At 43.1% G+C, this 18,446-nt stretch carries 20 protein-coding genes; 13 read left to right on the top strand and 7 right to left on the bottom strand.

Annotation, left to right across the window (positions count from 1 at the left end; genetic code table 11):
- Positions 1–116: 116 nt before the first annotated feature.
- Together ytvI and MKZ11_RS22210 are read right to left on the bottom strand one after the other, a co-directional pair.
- Positions 117–1,175, bottom strand: a complete 1,059-nt coding sequence (gene ytvI, locus MKZ11_RS22215) for a sporulation integral membrane protein YtvI (protein WP_340796523.1) — start codon at positions 1,173–1,175, stop codon at positions 117–119.
- Positions 1,176–1,326: 151 nt separating this feature from the next.
- Positions 1,327–1,692, bottom strand: a complete 366-nt coding sequence (locus MKZ11_RS22210; protein ID WP_340796522.1) for a YugN family protein — start codon at positions 1,690–1,692, stop codon at positions 1,327–1,329.
- Between the two features lie 235 nt (positions 1,693–1,927).
- Between MKZ11_RS22210 and MKZ11_RS22205 the strand changes: the two genes are divergently transcribed.
- A complete protein-coding gene (locus MKZ11_RS22205) occupies positions 1,928–2,998 on the top strand; it encodes a CAP domain-containing protein (RefSeq protein WP_340796521.1) in 1,071 nt (356 codons plus the stop codon).
- A 13-nt stretch (positions 2,999–3,011) separates the two neighbouring features.
- Here MKZ11_RS22205 and MKZ11_RS22200 read toward each other — a convergent pair whose 3' ends face one another.
- Positions 3,012–3,743, bottom strand: coding sequence for an amino acid kinase family protein (locus MKZ11_RS22200; protein ID WP_340796520.1), 732 nt, complete (start codon positions 3,741–3,743; stop codon positions 3,012–3,014).
- 108 nt (positions 3,744–3,851) lie between these two features.
- On the opposite strand from MKZ11_RS22200, the gene MKZ11_RS22195 reads away from it, so the two are divergent.
- Positions 3,852–5,294 carry a UDP-N-acetylmuramoyl-L-alanyl-D-glutamate--2,6-diaminopimelate ligase gene (locus MKZ11_RS22195; protein WP_340796519.1) on the top strand — a complete coding sequence of 481 codons (1,443 nt, stop codon included), beginning with the start codon at positions 3,852–3,854 and terminating at the stop codon, positions 5,292–5,294.
- Positions 5,295–5,350: 56 nt separating this feature from the next.
- Complete coding sequence (locus MKZ11_RS22190) at positions 5,351–5,791, top strand: YlbF family regulator (protein ID WP_340796518.1); 441 nt, start codon at positions 5,351–5,353, stop codon at positions 5,789–5,791.
- 902 nt (positions 5,792–6,693) lie between these two features.
- Here MKZ11_RS22190 and MKZ11_RS22185 read toward each other — a convergent pair.
- Positions 6,694–7,605, bottom strand: coding sequence for a glycerophosphodiester phosphodiesterase family protein (locus tag MKZ11_RS22185; protein ID WP_340796517.1), 912 nt, complete (start codon positions 7,603–7,605; stop codon positions 6,694–6,696).
- 194 nt (positions 7,606–7,799) lie between these two features.
- Here MKZ11_RS22185 and MKZ11_RS22180 point away from each other — a divergent pair, with 194 nt between their 5' ends.
- Positions 7,800–8,072 (top strand): YlbG family protein, encoded by a 273-nt coding sequence (locus tag MKZ11_RS22180; protein ID WP_067211526.1) that lies wholly within the window; start codon positions 7,800–7,802, stop codon positions 8,070–8,072.
- Between the two features lie 3 nt (positions 8,073–8,075).
- Here the strand turns inward: MKZ11_RS22180 and MKZ11_RS22175 are convergent, their stop codons facing one another.
- On the bottom strand, positions 8,076–8,471 hold the full coding sequence (locus MKZ11_RS22175; protein WP_340796516.1) for a DUF7147 family protein: 396 nt from the start codon (positions 8,469–8,471) through the stop codon (positions 8,076–8,078).
- Positions 8,472–8,567: 96 nt separating this feature from the next.
- Between MKZ11_RS22175 and MKZ11_RS22170 the strand changes: the two genes are divergently transcribed.
- The 3 genes from MKZ11_RS22170 to coaD are packed head-to-tail and all read left to right on the top strand — an operon-like array spanning position 8,568 to position 11,045.
- Positions 8,568–10,004, top strand: coding sequence for a hypothetical protein (locus MKZ11_RS22170; protein ID WP_340796515.1), 1,437 nt, complete (start codon positions 8,568–8,570; stop codon positions 10,002–10,004).
- Complete coding sequence (gene rsmD / locus MKZ11_RS22165) at positions 10,001–10,549, top strand: 16S rRNA (guanine(966)-N(2))-methyltransferase RsmD (protein ID WP_340796514.1); 549 nt, start codon at positions 10,001–10,003, stop codon at positions 10,547–10,549. The genes MKZ11_RS22170 and rsmD overlap by 4 nt, the downstream gene beginning before the upstream one ends.
- 10 nt (positions 10,550–10,559) lie before the next feature.
- A complete protein-coding gene (gene coaD, locus MKZ11_RS22160) occupies positions 10,560–11,045 on the top strand; it encodes a pantetheine-phosphate adenylyltransferase (RefSeq protein ID WP_340796512.1) in 486 nt (161 codons plus the stop codon).
- Between the two features lie 106 nt (positions 11,046–11,151).
- Here the strand turns inward: coaD and MKZ11_RS22155 are convergent, their stop codons facing one another.
- Positions 11,152–12,072, bottom strand: a complete 921-nt coding sequence (locus MKZ11_RS22155; RefSeq protein WP_340796511.1) for a hypothetical protein — start codon at positions 12,070–12,072, stop codon at positions 11,152–11,154.
- A 129-nt stretch (positions 12,073–12,201) separates the two neighbouring features.
- Between MKZ11_RS22155 and MKZ11_RS22150 the strand changes: the two genes are divergently transcribed.
- Positions 12,202–13,248, top strand: coding sequence for a SepM family pheromone-processing serine protease (locus tag MKZ11_RS22150; protein WP_340796510.1), 1,047 nt, complete (start codon positions 12,202–12,204; stop codon positions 13,246–13,248).
- 104 nt (positions 13,249–13,352) lie between these two features.
- Here the strand turns inward: MKZ11_RS22150 and MKZ11_RS22145 are convergent, their stop codons facing one another.
- Complete coding sequence (locus MKZ11_RS22145; protein ID WP_340796508.1) at positions 13,353–14,582, bottom strand: nucleotidyltransferase; 1,230 nt, start codon at positions 14,580–14,582, stop codon at positions 13,353–13,355.
- A 117-nt stretch (positions 14,583–14,699) separates the two neighbouring features.
- Between MKZ11_RS22145 and MKZ11_RS22140 the strand changes: the two genes are divergently transcribed.
- The 5 genes from MKZ11_RS22140 to MKZ11_RS22120 all read left to right on the top strand — a co-directional run bounded on the left by MKZ11_RS22140 (position 14,700) and on the right by MKZ11_RS22120 (position 18,425).
- The gene (locus MKZ11_RS22140) at positions 14,700–15,233 is read left to right on the top strand and encodes a YceD family protein (RefSeq protein ID WP_340796506.1); all 534 of its coding nucleotides are present in this window, start codon (positions 14,700–14,702) and stop codon (positions 15,231–15,233) included.
- Between the two features lie 23 nt (positions 15,234–15,256).
- The gene (gene rpmF / locus MKZ11_RS22135) at positions 15,257–15,430 is read left to right on the top strand and encodes a 50S ribosomal protein L32 (RefSeq protein WP_067211505.1); all 174 of its coding nucleotides are present in this window, start codon (positions 15,257–15,259) and stop codon (positions 15,428–15,430) included.
- A gap of 454 nt (positions 15,431–15,884) precedes the next feature.
- The gene (locus MKZ11_RS22130; protein WP_340796505.1) at positions 15,885–16,643 is read left to right on the top strand and encodes an enoyl-CoA hydratase/isomerase family protein; all 759 of its coding nucleotides are present in this window, start codon (positions 15,885–15,887) and stop codon (positions 16,641–16,643) included.
- 208 nt (positions 16,644–16,851) lie between these two features.
- Entirely contained in the window at positions 16,852–18,213 is a 1,362-nt protein-coding gene (locus tag MKZ11_RS22125) for an acetyl-CoA carboxylase biotin carboxylase subunit (protein WP_340796504.1), read from the top strand.
- A complete protein-coding gene (locus tag MKZ11_RS22120) occupies positions 18,210–18,425 on the top strand; it encodes a biotin/lipoyl-containing protein (protein WP_340796503.1) in 216 nt (71 codons plus the stop codon). The genes MKZ11_RS22125 and MKZ11_RS22120 overlap by 4 nt, the downstream gene beginning before the upstream one ends.
- Positions 18,426–18,446 lie beyond the last annotated feature (21 nt).

The raw sequence follows: 18,446 nt of genomic DNA, 5'->3' as shown, positions 1-18,446 counted from the left end.
TTTTTTGTGAAAGCGTTTTTGTGCTTGCAAGGTCATGGACGCTCAGTAAAGATGGGACAGACTACATGCATGACATATCGTGTGCTGAATCGTCCACTGACTGAAGCTATACTTTTTTAAATTCTGAAATTCAATTTAATGATCCCAGCTTCGCGGGCAGTTGTAAACAGGATGACAACTAACGGTCCGATAAAGAATCCGAGGAAACCGAACAGTTTTAAACCGATGAACATAGCGATTAGCGTAGGGAGAGGGGATAACCCGATTTGAGATCCCATCACTTTAGGTTCTACAGTTCGTCGGATAATGAGCAGGACTGCTGCCAAAATAGCTAATTGTGTTCCGGTTGCTACATCCCCGCTGATAAACATATAAAGTGACCAAGGGGCAAGGATGATGATGGACCCTAGAATTGGGATGACATCGATGATCCATATGACAAGCGACATGACGATTGCATATTTAGGTATAATCAAAAGAAGCCCGACAAAGGTAACCGCAAGAATGATAAAGCTGACCAGCAGTTGTGCTTTCATGAATCCAAAAATGACGGAATTGAGTTTAGTGATCATAAACCGAACTTTTTCTGCTGTCGAGGTCGTCAAGTGTCTGAATAACGTTTTCTTTAATTCAGGTAACTCGAGCATAAACAAGAATAACGCAATGATGAAAACGATAAAACTGACAAGGAAATTTGGAATTTCTGCCATAAGGGACATAATCTTCTCATAGTTGAGTAAACCAAGAATCGACTCGCGTATAGTTTCAAAAACATTTTTGAATTCTTTTTGAACAGCCTTTACAACATCGTCGGGCATTCCAGAGGTGTACTGAAACAGTTTGCTTTGACCATCAATCCAGACACCGGAAAGTGAATTGAAATAGTCGGGCGCTGTTTTGGTAAAGTCAATAATTTTACCGATCAATCGTGTGACGGTGTAATAAAGAATTGATGTTATAATTGTAAGGATAAAGATGAAAACTGAAATCACCGATAGTTTTCGATTCCACTTAAATTTCTTTTCAGCCAATCTTACAAGGGGATCGATTATCAAAGCTGTAAGAAGTGCAAGAATGATCGGTAAGGAAACAGGAAGGATAAAGATGAAAATCAAAATGGTAATAATTATGCTTAACACTATGATTGAATTACGTTTCGACAGCCATTTTGACAATGGTCATACCTCCAGATTATTCGCTAGTTCAATTATAACCAAAATATAGATGAATGAATAGTAAAAAAGAGATAGAACTTTCTTGAAGTGGGGATGACCATGAAAAAACCGAAGAACCTTAAGTTCTCCGGTAGTCATTATCATTACATCATTACTTTTTAAGGTTATAAGGTTCTAGTGCTGCACTTACTGCTTTTAAAGTTGCGACACAGTCTTTAATGAGGCTAGCAGGGAAGTGTTCACCTTCACCGTACTCGACGCCGTGTGGGTAATAATGTTTTCCAATAACTGGTTTTTTTAGAATCATGGTCGCTTTACGCGTATCAACATCGCCATCAGTTGTGTAACTGAATACGCGCAAATAATATGTACCTTCTTTGATCATATATTTCTTATCAAATGTCGCACGCTCGTAGTCCCATTGTCCTGCACGCACAAGGTCGTGTTTTAACATGATTTCATCAAGTACTGATAAGTCGGCAACAATATTTTCAATGCCTGTATCTTCAATATACATAGTTTATATCCTCCTTATATATCGTCCAGCCAATTCCCTATACTTATTAATAATAGAACAATTCATCATCAGTTGCAATGACAACATTGTGTCAAGAAGTGTTTGACTTAATAAATAAGACACTCCTCAACATTTTTATCGGAGTGACGAAGTATAATGAAAAGGAGTCATTATTTATTAGTATCAGCCACAAGAGAACTGACTAAACAATATACAGTTGAAAGTGGGTCGAAAAATGAAAGTAATTTGGAAAATAATAATTCTGCTCATCATCGTCCTAGTAGGATTTTATATTATAGATGATCGGGTAAAAGAGAATAAACCACTTGAATCGCCTGTGAAGCATGGCACAGCTATACCAGTGCCTGGAAAAGGAGTAGGTATGCCACTACCTCAAGAAGAGAGGCCAGAATCTGGTATATCACTATTTGTGGGGAAAAGTGTAGACGTGCTAATCGAGCAGTGGGGTGAGCCGGACCGTGTAGAACCCTCGGACTATGGGTATGATTGGTGGATTTATAATAAGGAACAGCAGTTAATGGCTGGCGTGACTGAAGGGAAAGTAAATCAAGTCTATACTGCCGATCTATCTTCTGATGTTCAGCCTTTTGAAATTGGGCAAGATGTGAAAGACATTTACCGATTTACGATTGTTGAATCGGAAGTTGGTGTACAAATTGGAGAAAATGAATATACATTCACGTTAAACAGTGATGATGTGAAAAATAGGTTGCTTATTAAGTATGAAAATGTCTATGCACAGCTTTATATCGACGATGTGGATGGAGAACTTGAAGCGATACGCTTTATCGACCCAATTACTTTGGTCCTTCACCAACCATATGACATGTCTTATATGGGGGAAATTGTAAGTGCAGACCGTCCATCGTCTTCAATGCAGATGGAAGTAGACCGTGGAATGGAGCGTCAAATTTTCGAATTAACTAACCTCTACCGAAAGAATCATGGATTGCAAAAAGTTTTGAGTGATTATAATCTCACTGTAGCAGCACAACAACATAGTGAAGATATGGCACTTGAAAATTACTTTTCCCATGAATCGCCTATGACAGGTAATCTTTCGGATAGATTAGAAGAGGTGGGAATTGACTATCGTAAAGCCCGGGAAAATATTGCCTTCAATTATGTGGACGCAATAGAGGCAGTTCATGGATGGCTCAATTCACCTGCCCACCGCACTGTCCTTCTTGAAAAGGATTTCTCACATCTTGGGACAGGTGCATATGGCAAATACTATACACAGGTTTTTGTACGGATGCCTATAGAAGAAAAAAGGCAGCAATGAAGATCATTGCTGCTCAAGGCATAACCCATGTTCCTGGTTCAGTACTGGCGATACCTCTTATGTAAAGAGGTGTCGCTGTTTTTATGGCATGAAGTGCAGCGCGTTTCTGAATGATAGGTCTTGCACTATCGAGAAGAGGAATGAATTCGTCCATCTTCAGCAAATCCAGTTTGCGGGGATTTTCGACTTCGCGCGGATCGTGGGTCATAACGCCAGGGACATCTTTGAAGAACTCTGCGTGCGAGGCCTGGAGTGCTCCAGCAAGCGCGATGGCGGATAAGTCGCTGCCCCCTCTTCCAAGAGTAATAACCTGACCATTTTTATCAATACCTTGGAAGCCCGGAATTATGACACAACGAGTTAGTTCAAGGCTTTTAAGAATTGGTACTGGGTCAATATAGTCAATCGTGCCATCTCCAAATTTACCAGCGGCCATTACGCCGGCCTGGATGCCATGCAGAACCGTATTTGCAACGCCTGCCCGCGCTAGTTCTGCAGACATGACTGCTGCTGCAATCAGTTCCCCGCAAGACACAGCGAGATCACTTGCGGCTGCCGAAGACGAAAAAGCGTCCGTAAGCTGAAGAAGGCTGTCCGTCGAGTAAGGATCACCATAACGGCCGATTGCAGAAACGACAACAACAACATCACCAAACTCTTTCAGTCCATCTTTTATATGGTTAATGCAATTCAATCTCATTTCTTCATCTCTCATTGCTACCCCACCGAATTTCTGGATGATCATAAAGGCTCCCAACTTTCTTCGTGACGTTCATTGAGTTCTTTTCATACGATAAAGTATGTTCGCTCTCAATATATTCGTTTTCAAAGAAAAATGTTCGGGAAGGGGAGAGTGGTGCTGTTTTTAACAGAGCTTATCAAAGACTGGCCCTGTACGGTCAATGGCGGAAAACTTAGAACTGTTGTCACGGGAATCACCGAAGATTCCTCGCGCGTAAAGAAGGGCTACGTGTTTGTAGCGAGGAAGGGTCATGAGAACGATGGTGCGCGCTATATTGAAAAAGCGATTGAGCAAGGCGCGAAAGCTATCGTTATAGATAGAACTGATGTAATAGAAATACCGGGAGACATTGTTGTCATCACTGTTTCAGATTGTACATTGTTCATGTCCCATGCCAGTGCTCGGTTGGCAGGTAATCCTGCTGAGAGAATGAAGGTGATTGCGGTGACTGGAACAAATGGAAAGACGACAGTTACTCATTTCATTGGTCAATTATTGAAAGGTTATGGAAATCGGGTGGCTGTCATCGGTACGACAGGCATTTTTTTCGATGGTATAAAAATTGACTATGACTGTCCTAAAATGACAACCTTACCTGCTGAATACCTTCATCCTTTATTAAAGAAATGTAACGATGAAAACATCACACATATCGTTCTTGAAGCATCTTCACTCGGTTTGTCGTCCAATCGTTTAGATCATTGCGAGATCGATATAGGAATATTATTGAATATTGGCACTGATCATTACGAAGAACATGGTGGAAAGTCTGCTTATATCAATGCGAAAAAGCGTTTAATCCGAATGGCAAAAACAATCATTGTCAATAAAGATGATGAACAATGTGTACAAATGGTTGAAAAAGCAACGGTTCCTTTGATTTATTTTGGGACGGATCCGTCTGCTGATGTCCGAGTTCCGGAACTTCAAATGAATCCTAGCATTCCGGGTCATTACAACCGAATGAATGCATTGGCAGCAATTAGCGCGCTTCTAGTTCTTGGTTACAGCTTAGTGGATATTGTGCACCATTGCAGTAAGCTGCAACTCCCTGAAGGCAGGTTGCAGCAGTTAGAGAGGGATGGTGTAAGGGTTTATGTCGACTATGCGCATACACCTGATGCACTCAAAGCAGTATTACAGACGCTGTCCAATTCGTGTTATGGGAAACTGATCACAGTTTTTGGATGCGGCGGTCAGCGCGATAAAGGAAAGAGAGCGGAAATGGGAGAACTCGCTGTTTTTTATTCTTCCAGTGTCATTGTTACATCAGATAATCCTAGAAATGAGGATCCCATAGCAATTATTTCGGATATTATGGAAGGCTTCGGAGGGGCTTGTTCGGCTATTGAAGCAGAACTGGATCGAAAATATGCGATCCGGAAAGCGATTCTATGTGCGGCACCAGGAGATATCGTCCTCATAGCTGGAAAAGGTCACGAAAAAACACAGCACACTGCAGATGGTTTGTTTCCATTTTCTGATTACGAAGAAGCGGAACGGGCGCTCTTTGAAAAAACATTTTTGGATATTAAAGAAATAAATATTGAATAGGTGCATGCACGTCATTTCATCTGGTATGATAAGTTATGATTGGAGGGGATCATTCTATGATGACTGACGAATGGATCACCATCATTGAAGATGCGGAAGACCTAACTGGAATGTTGCTTGCTTCCGAAGCGGTGGCTGAATACCGTAAAGCTCACGATGCTGTCTATTCGGATGCCAAACTAGTAAAAGCAATTCAAGATTTCGCAGCAATGAAGGAACGATATGAGGAAGTCCAGCGATTCGGAAGATATCATCCGGATTATAATATAGTAATGAAAAGCATCCGTGTACAAAAACGGGAGCTTGATATGAATGAACAGGTTGCGGCGCTTCGATTAGCTGAAAATGATGTTCAATATATATTTGACGAAATTGGCTCCATCATTGCTAAATCGGTTTCGGATGAAGTGAAAGTCCCGGCTGGTAGCGCATTCTTTTCCGACTCATCCTGTGGCGGAAGTTGCGGCACCGGCGGAGGCTGTTCGTGTTCGGCTTAAAAAAAGAAAAGCGCAAGCGCATGATCAGAGGCGACAGGCATAAGACGGGTTGGCGAAGCGGCGTTCTTTGCCCGGGAAGGATGCAGTTCAATCCTTCCTAGCCGGACCGACTTATGACCCGAGCCTCTAGGCGTTGAAGCTAGACAGTAAGAAAAGCGCAAGCGCCTGGGAAGACCCGAAAAGCGTTGGAAGGCCTTAAGATAAAGGCGCCCTTTGCCTTTAACTTAAACTGAAGCGACTCAAGGGGCTAGGCGCTGAAGCCTAGACAGTAAGAAAAGTGCAAATGCCTAGATAGACCCGAAAAGTGTAGGACGCTGTCCGGAGTCTAAACATTAAAAAAACAGGTTGTATCCGTGTCGGAAAGTCGACATGTGATGCAACCTGTTTTCGTTCTATATATGTTGAATTAAAGAATCCCATTGAATCTGCTGTGGCCAGTGGGGATGCCTTTGCTGCGCCTGCGTTAGGGTGTCCATTATCGAGAAAAATATGATTTTAAGATGTATATACCGAGATTATAAGGTAAGTACTAGTTGACATTAATTATAGTCAAGAAAGATGCACTCCAGGTTGCAGATTTTATCTCAGATAATGAAATACTTTTTCTCATATAGACAATCCAGCGAAGGAGCGACTTCGTGGTAACCGGAGCGACAAAGCAGGGAGGGATGTCTCCCAAGTGATCTTCTTTCTGGCTTATCGAGGGAGGCATCCACAAAGCGTCGAAGCGGTATTAATAAGATTTCTAATGCGTTCCAAGTATTGGGGTTTTTTCAGTGGCCTTCCAAAATCCCTTGAAAAGCGCATATGCCGTATTCATTTAGCTTGGAAAATTAGCAAATCATGTACTGTGGATAACCTGCGAAACGTGATTATTCACATCTGAACTCCACCGTAATTGTTCATTGACCTGTATTTTCTTGTACAATCTCCATTGCGACAGTGGGACGATCCGTGATGAAACCTGCTGCCCCAGCATGCAAAAGTTTGATGAAAGTATCTTTATCATTCACATCTTCAAAATAAACAGGGACGTTCATTTGGGCTAGAAAATTGATGAAGTTTTCTGTGCCGAGGGAAAAGACACCGAGTTTCTCTGGAACTCTGAACAAATCTGCACCCGGGCTATATAGATGGCCTAACATACTTGTCAAAGAAGCGTATGCTTTTTTCACTTCGTTATCTCCCGCACCGGTTGCTACTTTGTTTTGTGCATATAAGTTGAATCTGTCGGTCTGTTCATCATAGGGACTTGTGACAGCGACACAATCCTCGGCCCCTAGCTCTTCAAGCAGTCTCCAAAGCTTGGAAGGCATCAAGCTGCCTTCATATGTATCCGGAGAATCTTTCAGATTGATGGCGATAAGCATGTGAGGGAACTTTTGTATCAGTTCACGAAGCGAAAGGATTTCTTCATTCATTCCACGATAAGGATAATTTCCTTCTGTATCTTCAAAGCGATAGCCTGCATCAGCCATTTTTAATTCGCTTAGTGTGTAGTCAGCAATTCTGCCGGAGAAATCTGTTGTTCGATCTGCAAATTCGTCGTGGAAGACTATAATCTCTTCATCTTTTGTTAATCGGATGTCGACCGCATACCCATGTACGCCAAGCTCAGCCGATTTTGAAAATGCGGCTAATGTGTTCTCAGGAGCCTCCAAAAGACCACCCCGATGAGCAAGAATGACTGGCTTTTCAAAGGCGAGTGCTTTTTTACCTTCACGAGGCACCGGTTTTACGACAACTTTAGAAGCTGCCCATGCGGCAACACTGGCCGCACCTACCGTAAGGGCCACATTTGTTTTTCTACCCATTCAGGAACCTCCTTATAAATCAAATATACTGTCCCCATTATAATGCAATCGGTTAGAGTTGTCAGCAATGTTCAGTGCCCAGCTCCAAGCGCCGGACGCTTCAGTCGCATCTTGTGTGCACCTTCCGCTTTTCTTTTGTTGCAGGGCTTTTCAGTCCTATGGTATTGTATGGGTTAGGAAAAGAGGGGAAAACTATGATCGATCGTCAAGGTATTATTGTCTATCTTCATCATTTGAAACAAGCAAAATCATTTCGGAAGTACGGTCACGTTCATTATATATCACGCACAATGAAGTATGTCGTCCTTTATTGCAATATGGAGGATGTCGATACGGTCATGGGGAAAATAGAACGTCTTCCATCTGTTAAAAAGGTCTTGCCATCTTACCGTCCATTTGTGAAAACTGAATACGAAAACGCTAAGCCCGATAAAGCGAAAGAATATGACTATAAAACCGGATTATAAGAATTATCTTAATGGAGGAAGAAGCTTGTTGAGACGCAGAATACCAATTGTATATTGATAAAACAATTCATGTTCCGCAAATTCTGAAGAATTTTTCAACTCGATAAAAGCTGGTGTTTTCCCTGCTTTTTCAGCCGCCTCTTCAAAAAGCAATCTTCTTTTTGATTTGACGGTATCCTGCTGAATGATGCCTTCCCTGCAAATATAAATCGGCATAAACTGGCTATCATTTGCTGGCGCGAAGGAAGCAGCAAGGGACAAAGCTTGCCCCGCCGGTGTTTTTGAGGATAAGACGAATGTCTTATCCAGACGCGCGCTATTTGTTTTGATCAATTCACACAGTTCGTAAACGTCGCCATATCCTTCGCCAAGCTCTATGAAGCGTTGATTTAATATCATACATAACACTACCTTTCTGAATACGTAAATCTAGACTCATCATACCATTCCGAATGCGCAAGTGCATTCATCAATTCATTCTGCGGGGTGTAGGATTTGAAATTTATCGTTAGAACTGTGATCCTTCTACTGATTGTGAACGGACTTTTGATTTATATGCATTTTACTCAAGCACAAGGTGCTGACGGTAAAGAGCCGAACAGTATCACCCATATACAGGAAATCGAAGTGATAAATCGTCCGGATGCACTTCATATCCGTCAGCATTTCAGCGGTTTATCGGAAGGGCGCCATGAAATTGTCTGGCCCGAAGCAAGTACTAAGCGTTCCTGTTACCTTGCGGACGCGACCTCCTGTAATCGATTGAACGAGGATGCTACAGCCTTTATCGAAGGGGACAATGAGCGCCAATCAATTTCGTACGAAATACCCAAAAAGGAACCTATGAAAAAAACGGCCCTATTCAAAGAACCTTTCGTCTCATTGCATGGCTCATCGGCTGCGTTTGTATTATTCCATATGAGCGATGAAACAGGAGCCGGGGGATTGTGGGTGAACGGCCTTGAGCAGGTAGGCGGTAAAAAAATGGCGACTATTGATTATTCATTATACAGCGGCAAAGGTGATGTTAAAGATCTTTATTGGCAGCGGAACAATTTGCCGCTTCTATATACGGGGGACAGGCTTTCGGTATTTGGAGCAGGTAGCACGGAGCGTCTGAGGGAAGTGGACAGCGCACTTAAGGCAATTGATGCGGATCAGTCAACGATTATCATTGATAACACTAATCCAGCTCTCAATTCTAACAGATTCATTGTATCAAAAAATGCTGACGTAGATAAACTGGCTGATCAATTCCTCAGGTCAAGTATGTATGCCCGTTTTATAATACCGAAAGAAGAGCGCATGACGGCTGAGCTGGTTGCTTCAATTCTCGGGGAGAAACCGGTGGGATTGGGAAAGTCACGCAAAGCATATCAGACTTTGACTGAATCGATTTCTGCAGGAGAACTTGGCAATTTCAAAAAAATGTTAGACAATATGACAGGACAGGAAATCAATGCAACTGTTTTGAACTCATTAGCCGGGAAGGTAACGGGCTTTAAAACATCGTATTTTACGAAAAATATACATGATGATACGGCTTTTCATCCGTTTCTTATTGAAGACGCGCGCGAAATCCAATTTGACGGAACAAGCAATCCAGGTATTCGCGTCATATTGAAAGATGATAAAACCTTATATCCAGCCAAAAAAGTTCTAAGCCTTGCAGGATATACTGTCACATCGAATGAGCGATCCATCTACATAAAGAATGAAACTAGGACATTTAGATTTCCAAAAAAAGAGCTTTTTTATGTTTACAATGACCAAAAATACGATGTTGTTACGATGCCATTCGAAGTGCTCGATGATGACTTTTATTTTGAAGAGAATTGGTTTAAGCGATTATTTCTTTTAGGCATTGAGAAAACAGCAGATACGATTGATATTGTAAGAATGTCTACAATGGTAGAGGAGGACAAGAAATGAGGATTGTTGCGGGGACAAGAAGAGGTATCCCATTGAAATCCTTACAAGGCACGGATACGCGCCCGACATCCGATAAGGTAAAAGAATCGATATTTAATATAATTGGCCCCTATTTCAATGGCGGAGTGGCGGTAGAACTATTTGGCGGCAGCGGATCACTATCCCTCGAAGCTTTATCGAGGGGAGCGGATGAAGCTTTCATATTCGAAAGAAATGTCAAAGCGTGCGCCGTTATTAAGGCGAATGCTGAAAAGTGCCGCTTTACGGAACAATTACATATCCAGCGTGCGGATGCAAGAACTGCCGCCAAAACCCTGCAAGCGAAAGAGAAGAAAGCGAATCTGCTTTTTATCGATCCTCCCTATGCAGAAACGAAATTTTATGATCTTGCGCAGCACTTTGCTGACTTGGATCTTCTTGCTGACAATGCAGTAATTATTTGCGAGCATGAAAAACAATTTGAATTACCGGAAACATATGGCGCATATCACAAGATAAAAAGTTCAGTGTATGGAAATAGCGCTGTATCTATTTATGAGAAATGAGGTTTCAATAATGTCGAAAATTGCAGTTGTGCCTGGAAGTTTTGATCCGTTGACGAATGGGCATTTGGATATTATTAAAAGGGCGGCAAGGGTATTCGGTGATGTCAGAGTCGCTGTGATGAATAATTCATCAAAAAACTCACTGTTTTCTGTTGAAGAGAGGGTGGCGCTAATTGAAGAGGTGACGTCCGTGTTGCCGAACGTAAAAGTGGAGTCGTCTTCCGGGTTGCTTGTTGATTATGCTAAAAATGTCGGGGCATCTGTAATTGTTCGCGGATTGCGTGCGGTTTCCGATTTTGAGTATGAAATGCAGATTACGTCCATGAACAGGTTTCTTGATGAAAGCATCGAGACATTTTTCATCATGACGAACAATCAGTATTCGTTCCTCAGTTCGAGTATTGTCAAAGAAGTAGCAAAGTACGGCGGCGAAATCTCAGGACTTGTACCGTTGCAAGTTGAAGAGGCATTGAAAAAGAAATACGAAACACGATGATTGTTAAGTGGTTATGATGAAATTGAATTTTCATCATAACCATTTTATTTTTTTTCCGAAAGAAGACTCTCACTTCTAACCGAAGTGAAAGTGGGGGTAGTTCAATTTAATAGATAAGGTAGAAGATTATTGGAACGAGTATGATACTCCAGATTCGTCCGATTACGTACGGGGTCATCGAGATGTCACTGGTTTTTGCGATGACGAAAACTTGCATATGGATGCTCAATCCGTTCATGGAGATAATTGCTGCGATAAGAAAAGGGAAAATCGGCAGACCGTAAAAGTGATCTGTCGCAGATTGGACACCCGACGTCATTTCAAAAATAGCCAACGCAAAGGTTTTTGAAATCCCCATTTCCACTGTGAATGCAGAAGTAAAGACTGTCGATAAAACAGTCCCGAGCGCCGAAAAGAAAATAACAGTCGTCGCGACAAGAATAATGATCGTCGAACTTTCCTTGATAGCATCGAGGAGCGGTATTCCTTGTTCTTTCTTCGGAGGTTGTAAATGAGGTATTTCTGTATCGTTTCCGCGATGCAGAAATGCCAATGCCAGTAAAAAGAATAAAATATTCGCGATATGGATGGCTGCAAGCAACTTCCACCCTGAACCTACATTACCAAATAGTTCTGTTCCGACGAATCCAATGATGAACATCGGCCCGGGTGCATGGCATGCAGCTAGAAGTAGACCGCTTTGCTTCTGAGATAATTCACCGTTTTTCATCATTTCGGTTACTGTTACGGCACCGACAGGAAATCCGCCGAATGAACCGAGCACGTATGCTTTCAAAAAACGCCTCCACTTTGGTACTTTACCTGTACGGCTGGGCATTTTTAAGAGCCATTGTGTCAATATGATATAGGGTAGTAAATAAGGAAGCAGCGCATGGATAAACAATTGCCCCCCGGCTTTGGCTCCCGCATGTGCAATACTTGGCTGTAAAATGAACAAAATGATAAGCCCCCACACGACAGAAAGATTTATCATATTATAAAGGCGTGCATGCATCCCATCGACCACGCACTTCACTCCTTTCGACCACCAAGCAGTACGACAAAAAATAGTAATAAATCTTTTGTCAGTCTTTTTTTGGTGCTACACTTATATATATGTAAAGAAAGTACAGGCTATTAACGGAGGTGTGCCAAAATGAGAAAGAAAAGATTCGGCATAATAGGTGTTTTGCTTGTCATTATTGCTATTTTGCTCGTTTACCCGCTAGATTCTTATATATCGCAGCCAGGAGGAGCATATGACTTGGATCCACTCGTCGAAGTGGTAGGAGGAGATGTTGATGACGATGGGACGTTCAGTCTTATGACAATTTCCGTTTCAAAAGCGACACCGGTTTCTTATGTCTTATCGAAATTTACGGATAAGAAAAAGCTTCTTCCAGCTGAAAATGTAAGAAGAAATGGAGAAAATGATAAGGAATATAATATACGTCAGAAGAAATTAATGACTGGTTCACAGTTCAATGCAATTACCGTTGCTTTCGAAAAAGCGGGGATTCCTGTTGACATCCAGTATGATGGTGTCTTTGTCACGCGGGTCCTCGACGCAGGAGCGTCAGCCGATATTTTAGAAGCAGGCGATAAAATCCGCGCGATCGACGGAATTGAATTAAACGAATCCGGACAGTTCGTTACGCTTATCGGGGACAAGAAAATGGGTGATGTCGTCGAGATTTCATTGGTCAGAGAGGATAAGCGGTTGGATGTGACAGTTACTTTAAAAGAAATACCTAAAAGTAATGGTCGAGCTGGACTCGGTGTAGAGTTCGAGGAAGACCGAACGCTTACGACAGACCCTGAAGTTGAATTCAAAACATCGAATATAGGCGGACCGTCTGCGGGACTGATGTTTACACTTGAAATCATGAATCAATTGCTTGATGAAGACCTCACAAAAGGATATAACATCGCTGGAACGGGAGAAATGTTGGAGGATGGAACTGTCGGTAGGATTGGCGGAGCAGACTTTAAAGTGATAGCGGCATCCCGCCAAGACGTAGAAATATTCTTTGCACCAGCAGATGATTTACCTGAAGACGTCAGGACGGCGAATCCAGGGATACTGACAAATTACGAAGAAGCCGTAAAAATGGCAGAGAAAATCGGCACGAAAATGAAAATCGTGCCGGTGACAACGGTAGACGATGCACTTGATTATTTAGCGACTTTGGAAGAGAAATAAATTGCTTAGTGTGGACTTCTCTTTTCAGAGTGTGGTTCCAGCTACTGCCACAATTTGAAGGGCACAAATGACGGCGGTAACTGGCACGATGCGTTTTTCTATCATCAATGAACGATGATAGGGTGTGTATGATAATCGACACCGATTCGGGAACTAGATGTCCCGCTTCCGATTCCAAGTCCATACATATCCGATGCATGTATATCGAAATCAAGTGAAGGATTTGAAAAGGCAGCTGCTTTGCTCACAAGAGGAAGCTTCAGCCTTTTTTTATGTTCATTCAAATATAACCTTCCAGCTCCAGTCATGCCGAGCAACCGTAAATAGGAGGGCGTTTTCATACTGTTCCGTTTAGCGTACGTGAAGCCTGTGAATACATGTGTGAGCATACGCTGGATCCGGGTCCAGGTATACCGTTTGGATTTTACTTCATTCATGAAATCCTCAAATGTCCCGTTATTAGCTGCTGCACGGTACAACAGATTCTCAATCCCTTCTGTTACATCCGCAATCATTGCGAGACGTTCGGGTCCTTCCCGTAAAATCGTAAAACGAAGCATTGGATAGAAAGACGGCCAGCTCCCGAATGATTGATTTTCCGCTTGCCAATCGAGCAGGATGGCCTGTGTTGCATCTGGGATGAAGTCTGTAACCGCTCCGAGTGTATCTGATCCGAAAAAGGATTTTCGAATTCCCGTTGCACTCGCAATCCGGTTTCCTTCTACGGCATCATCATGGTATTGAGCGACAATGCGCGGAATTGTAACACCTTTCATTGTGGACCCGCTAATAGCGGCGGCTTCCATGTAATGAAAACCTAAAATATTGTTTGGCTTTGAAAGATCGGCAAGCGGTTCTTCGTTTGTTGAGGAATTGGCTACCTTGGTATAGGCCTCATTTAAGGCTTTTGGATAACTGAGACCGCGGCCGACCGCTTCTTTCACAATCTGTTCATAATTATCACCGGCTTGTTCGATCAGGCGGAGACTTCGCTCGAATGGTTCCACTTCACCATCTTCGCTGCCAAAGCAAAATGCGCTACACTGAGCAGCATCTAACAGGCCGATGGCGCCTCGAGCGAAGGAGGGCGCATTAGATGTCGCGAATGCGTAAGGAAGCTCTAAAACGATGTCTACACCGTTTTCTAATGCCATGCTAGCGCGAGCCCATTTATCAACAAATGCGGGTTCTCCTCGCTGAAGGAAATTACCGCTCATAACGGCAATGACAATATCTGATCCAGTCAACTTTTTCGCTTGTTCTGCATGGTGAAGATGTCCGTTATGGAACGGGTTATATTCGACGATAATTCCTGAAGCTTTCAAATCCGTCACTCCTTTGCTACAATGAATATTAATTATACCTATGCGGCTGATTAAGTGACAAGAAAATATCTTGACATCCCTTTTCGCCCATTATATAATCAACATTGTTGTCTTGAGGTGATAGACATGAAATGGTCAATCCATCAATTGCAGAGATACAGACAAGGTGCGATGCCGCTTGACGAAGCTGTCGACCTTGAATCCGTGAAAAAACGGAATCCGGAAATCCGGAATATTACGCCTGTCCGAGTGACCGGGAGTTGTACAATCGGTTCCAAGAAATTGATATGCCGATTCCGGCTCGAAGGTACATTGACATTGCCTTGTTCACGAACATGGGAAGACGTCGAATTACCCTTCTCGATCGAAGCTGACGAACAGTTCAGCTGGGACGAAGAAGTTCTTGCAGCAGATGATGAAATTCATCCGGTTGTAGGTGAGGTAGTCGATCCGACCCCTGTATTTGAGGAGCTCGTCCTCCTTGAAGTGCCGCTTCAAATTTTCAGTGAAAATGCTGAAAATATGCAGGAGGCTGAAGGGAAAGGCTGGTCATATGCGACCGACGAGGTGTATAATGCCAGACTCCGTGAGGAACTGGAAAAGAAAGTGGATCCTAGACTTGCCGATTTGGCAAAGTTCTTTGAATCCAAGGACGAATAGGCGAACGTAAGGAGGTGCCCCAGATGGCTGTACCAAAAAGAAGAACATCCAAAACAGTTAAAAACAAGCGCCGTACGCATTATAAATTGCAAGTACCGGGAATGACTACTTGTACTAACTGTGGCGAAATCAAATTGGCTCACCGCATTTGTAAATCATGCGGTCATTACAAAGGAAAAGAAGTTGTAGGCGAATAAGTAAGATTTGCCTATGAAGGCTACCGTGAGACCATGGCTCACGGTAGCCTTTTTCTGTATAGAAAAGCGGAAGCGGCCGTTTAGATGCGACAGGCATAAGACGGACCGGCGAAGCGGCGCTCTTTGCCGCACAGTCGGGCTGGCTTATGACCCGAGCATCTGGCCGCTGGAGCTGGACAACAAGAAAAGCGGAAGGCGTCTTACTAGGTGTGCGGCATCCCCGAGCGCCGAAGTGGATTTGAAAGGAATCTTTATCTCCTATATGCTTCTAGAGATTGTTCAGTGTGTCCTTTTGTACCCGGAGTGTGGCGCCAGCTGCTGCCACAATTCGAAGTGCGCGAATGGTGTCAGTAACTGGCACAATGCATTTTTCTTCATGCTACTAATTACTGCTTTAACCATGCGGATCGAAAGGAAATCTATATTTCGAATTTTATATAACGGGGGAATGGACATGTCTTACACAATTACTATCGAAGATGGACTTGCTACGTTTACAATTGATCGCCCGGAAATGCGAAATGCAGTTAATCATGCTGTCATGGATGGCCTCGAACAATTTCTGAATCGTATCGAAAACAACGAGGAGATTGCATATGCCATCATAACAGGTGCGGGGGATCGGGCGTTCTGTTCGGGCGGGGATTTATCCGAATTTCACAGCTTGCGCACAGCGGATGAGGCGTTTCCGATGCTGAGTAAAATGGCAGGGCTCTTGTACAGGCTGGCTACATTGCCGATGCCTGTGATTGCGCTTGTCAATGGTGCTGCTGTTGGCGGCGGATGTGAAATTGCCACGGCTTGTGATTACCGTATTGTTTCTGCCACTGCGAAAGCGGGTTTCATTCAAGGGACACTGGCAATTACGGCTGGTTGGGGCGGTGCGACATTGCTGTTTGAAAAAGATGGCAAGCATGACCGTGTATTCCGTTTGCTATCTGAAGCGGAAGTGCATACGGCCGAGCAAATGCTTGAAGCGGGATGGGCGACTGAAGTTTTTGAAGGTACACCTGAAGAAGGCCTAAAACAGTTTCTTGCCAAAATGTCCATGAATCATCCGTCTGTCCACCGTGCTTATAAGACGATTGCCATTCGGAAATGGACGGCTGATTTCATGCGTGACCGGATGATTGAAGAATCACGCCAATGCTCTATCCTTTGGGAAAGTGAAGCGCATCATGAAGTAGTAAATCGTTTTTTATCGAAAAAGTAAACAGCTTAAAAATCCGCCGTACATGGTCCATACATGTACGGCGATTTTAATATTAAAGGTTATATTGCTGCTGTTATTTTTCTTGATTTGACTAGTCGAAATGGCATGAAAAGCTGTTTTTTTCAGACAAAGGTTGAAATCGCTTTCATTCATCGTATAAACTAAAGAGGGATGGAGAAATACACATCAAATCGCTTGGGGGATTATTATGGATAAAATACTGATTGCGAATCGTGGGGAAATCGCTCTTAGAATAATAAAGACTTGTAAACGTCTTGGTGTTAGCACCGTAGCTGTCTATTCGGAAGCGGATGCGGACATGCCTTTCGTGAAAGCGGCTGATGAGGCCTTCTTGCTCGGGCCTGCACAAGTTCAGCAATCGTATTTAAAAGCGGACGCTATAATTGATATTGCGGTTCGTGCAAAAGTGGATGGCATTCATCCGGGGTACGGGCTTTTATCAGAAAACGCGGAATTTGTACGTAAAGTACAAGCCGCAGGAATTCAATTCATTGGGCCAGATGCAGACACGATTGATAAGATGGGTGACAAAATTGGTTCTCGTATAACGATGAAAGCGGCAGGGGTGCCGGTTGTTCCTGGAACGGATGAAGGAATCGCTTCTTTGGAAGATGCCATGCATGCTGCTACTGAAATCGGTTATCCGATTATGTTAAAAGCGAGCGCTGGCGGTGGCGGAATCGGTATGGTCCGCTGTGAAAATGAGCAAGCGCTCAGTCAACAATTTCAATCTGTAAAGACTCGGGCGAAAACTTATTTCGGAGATGATGTTGTATTCCTTGAAAAGTTCGTAGCAGATGCACGCCATATCGAAGTGCAGATTTTTGGAGACAATTTCGGAAATGTTGTCCATTTGTTTGAACGTAATTGTTCGGTACAACGGCGTAATCAAAAAGTAATTGAAGAATCACCTTCACCGCATTTACCGGAAGAAGCGCGCCAACGTCTCTATAAAGCGGCAGTGGATGCAGCGAAAGCGGTTTCTTATAAAAATGCGGGAACAGTCGAATTCATTGTCGATGAAAAAAATGAACTATACTTTCTTGAAATGAATACTAGACTACAAGTTGAACATCCGGTGACTGAAGAAGTGACTGGATTTGACCTTGTAGAATGGCAGCTTGAAGTTGCAAACGGCAATAAGCTTCCTGTGATTGATCAAGCGGCTATTAAATCGACAGGCCATGCAATCGAGTTCCGTATTTACGCGGAAGATCCAGTCAAATTCATGCCTTCACCGGGTGCGATACAGAAACTTGATTGGGGAGATACAACGGGAATCCGTATTGACTCAGGATATGTTGAAGGTGGAAAAGTGACGCCTTTCTATGATCCGCTGATTTCAAAAGTAATCGTCCACGCACCAACTCGGGAAGAAGCGATTAAAAAATCGCAAGACTTCCTGTCAAAAGTGAAAATTGAAGGGTTGAAAACGAATATACCGCTATTCAATACTTTCTTGAAATCTGAGGAATTCATTGCAGGTAACTATTCGACAGCGGTTTTATCCACATGGAGCGCTAAACAAAAGGGGGAAACAATAAAATGACAGCATTAAAATCAACGATGGCAGGTACAGTATTTACAGTGAACGCAGCGATAGGGGAAGAAGTAACGGCGGGACAAGTTATCATCGTACTCGAATCGATGAAGATGGAAATCCCGATTGAAGCGGAAACCGCTGGTAAAGTAACAGCTATCAATGTACAAGTCGGCGATTTCGTTAACGAAGAAGACGTTCTAGCTACAATCGAAGCATAGAAAAGCGGAGGCGGCCTGCTT

This window comes from Sporosarcina sp. FSL K6-1508 (assembly GCF_038007465.1).
Classification (GTDB): Bacteria; Bacillota; Bacilli; order Bacillales_A; family Planococcaceae; genus Sporosarcina; species Sporosarcina psychrophila_B.
Note: the sequence above shows the minus strand (reverse complement) of the source record. Positions and strands in the feature narration are given on the sequence as shown.

Excerpts from the sequence above, each read along its gene's own strand:
- MKZ11_RS22210 (WP_340796522.1), bottom strand. The coding sequence starts at position 1,692 with ATGTATATTGAAGATACAGGCATTGAAAATATTGTTGCCGACTTATCA.
- MKZ11_RS22150 (WP_340796510.1), top strand. The coding sequence starts at position 12,202 with ATGAGAAAGAAAAGATTCGGCATAATAGGTGTTTTGCTTGTCATTATT.
- MKZ11_RS22175 (WP_340796516.1), bottom strand. The coding sequence starts at position 8,471 with ATGATATTAAATCAACGCTTCATAGAGCTTGGCGAAGGATATGGCGAC.
- MKZ11_RS22205 (WP_340796521.1), top strand. The coding sequence starts at position 1,928 with ATGAAAGTAATTTGGAAAATAATAATTCTGCTCATCATCGTCCTAGTA.
- rpmF (WP_067211505.1), top strand. The coding sequence starts at position 15,257 with ATGGCTGTACCAAAAAGAAGAACATCCAAAACAGTTAAAAACAAGCGC.
- MKZ11_RS22120 (WP_340796503.1), top strand. The coding sequence starts at position 18,210 with ATGACAGCATTAAAATCAACGATGGCAGGTACAGTATTTACAGTGAAC.
- coaD (WP_340796512.1), top strand. The coding sequence starts at position 10,560 with ATGTCGAAAATTGCAGTTGTGCCTGGAAGTTTTGATCCGTTGACGAAT.
- MKZ11_RS22180 (WP_067211526.1), top strand. The coding sequence starts at position 7,800 with ATGATCGATCGTCAAGGTATTATTGTCTATCTTCATCATTTGAAACAA.
- MKZ11_RS22190 (WP_340796518.1), top strand. The coding sequence starts at position 5,351 with ATGATGACTGACGAATGGATCACCATCATTGAAGATGCGGAAGACCTA.
- MKZ11_RS22140 (WP_340796506.1), top strand. The coding sequence starts at position 14,700 with ATGAAATGGTCAATCCATCAATTGCAGAGATACAGACAAGGTGCGATG.
- rsmD (WP_340796514.1), top strand. The coding sequence starts at position 10,001 with ATGAGGATTGTTGCGGGGACAAGAAGAGGTATCCCATTGAAATCCTTA.
- MKZ11_RS22185 (WP_340796517.1), bottom strand. The coding sequence starts at position 7,605 with ATGGGTAGAAAAACAAATGTGGCCCTTACGGTAGGTGCGGCCAGTGTT.
- MKZ11_RS22125 (WP_340796504.1), top strand. The coding sequence starts at position 16,852 with ATGGATAAAATACTGATTGCGAATCGTGGGGAAATCGCTCTTAGAATA.
- MKZ11_RS22200 (WP_340796520.1), bottom strand. The coding sequence starts at position 3,743 with ATGATCATCCAGAAATTCGGTGGGGTAGCAATGAGAGATGAAGAAATG.
- MKZ11_RS22130 (WP_340796505.1), top strand. The coding sequence starts at position 15,885 with ATGTCTTACACAATTACTATCGAAGATGGACTTGCTACGTTTACAATT.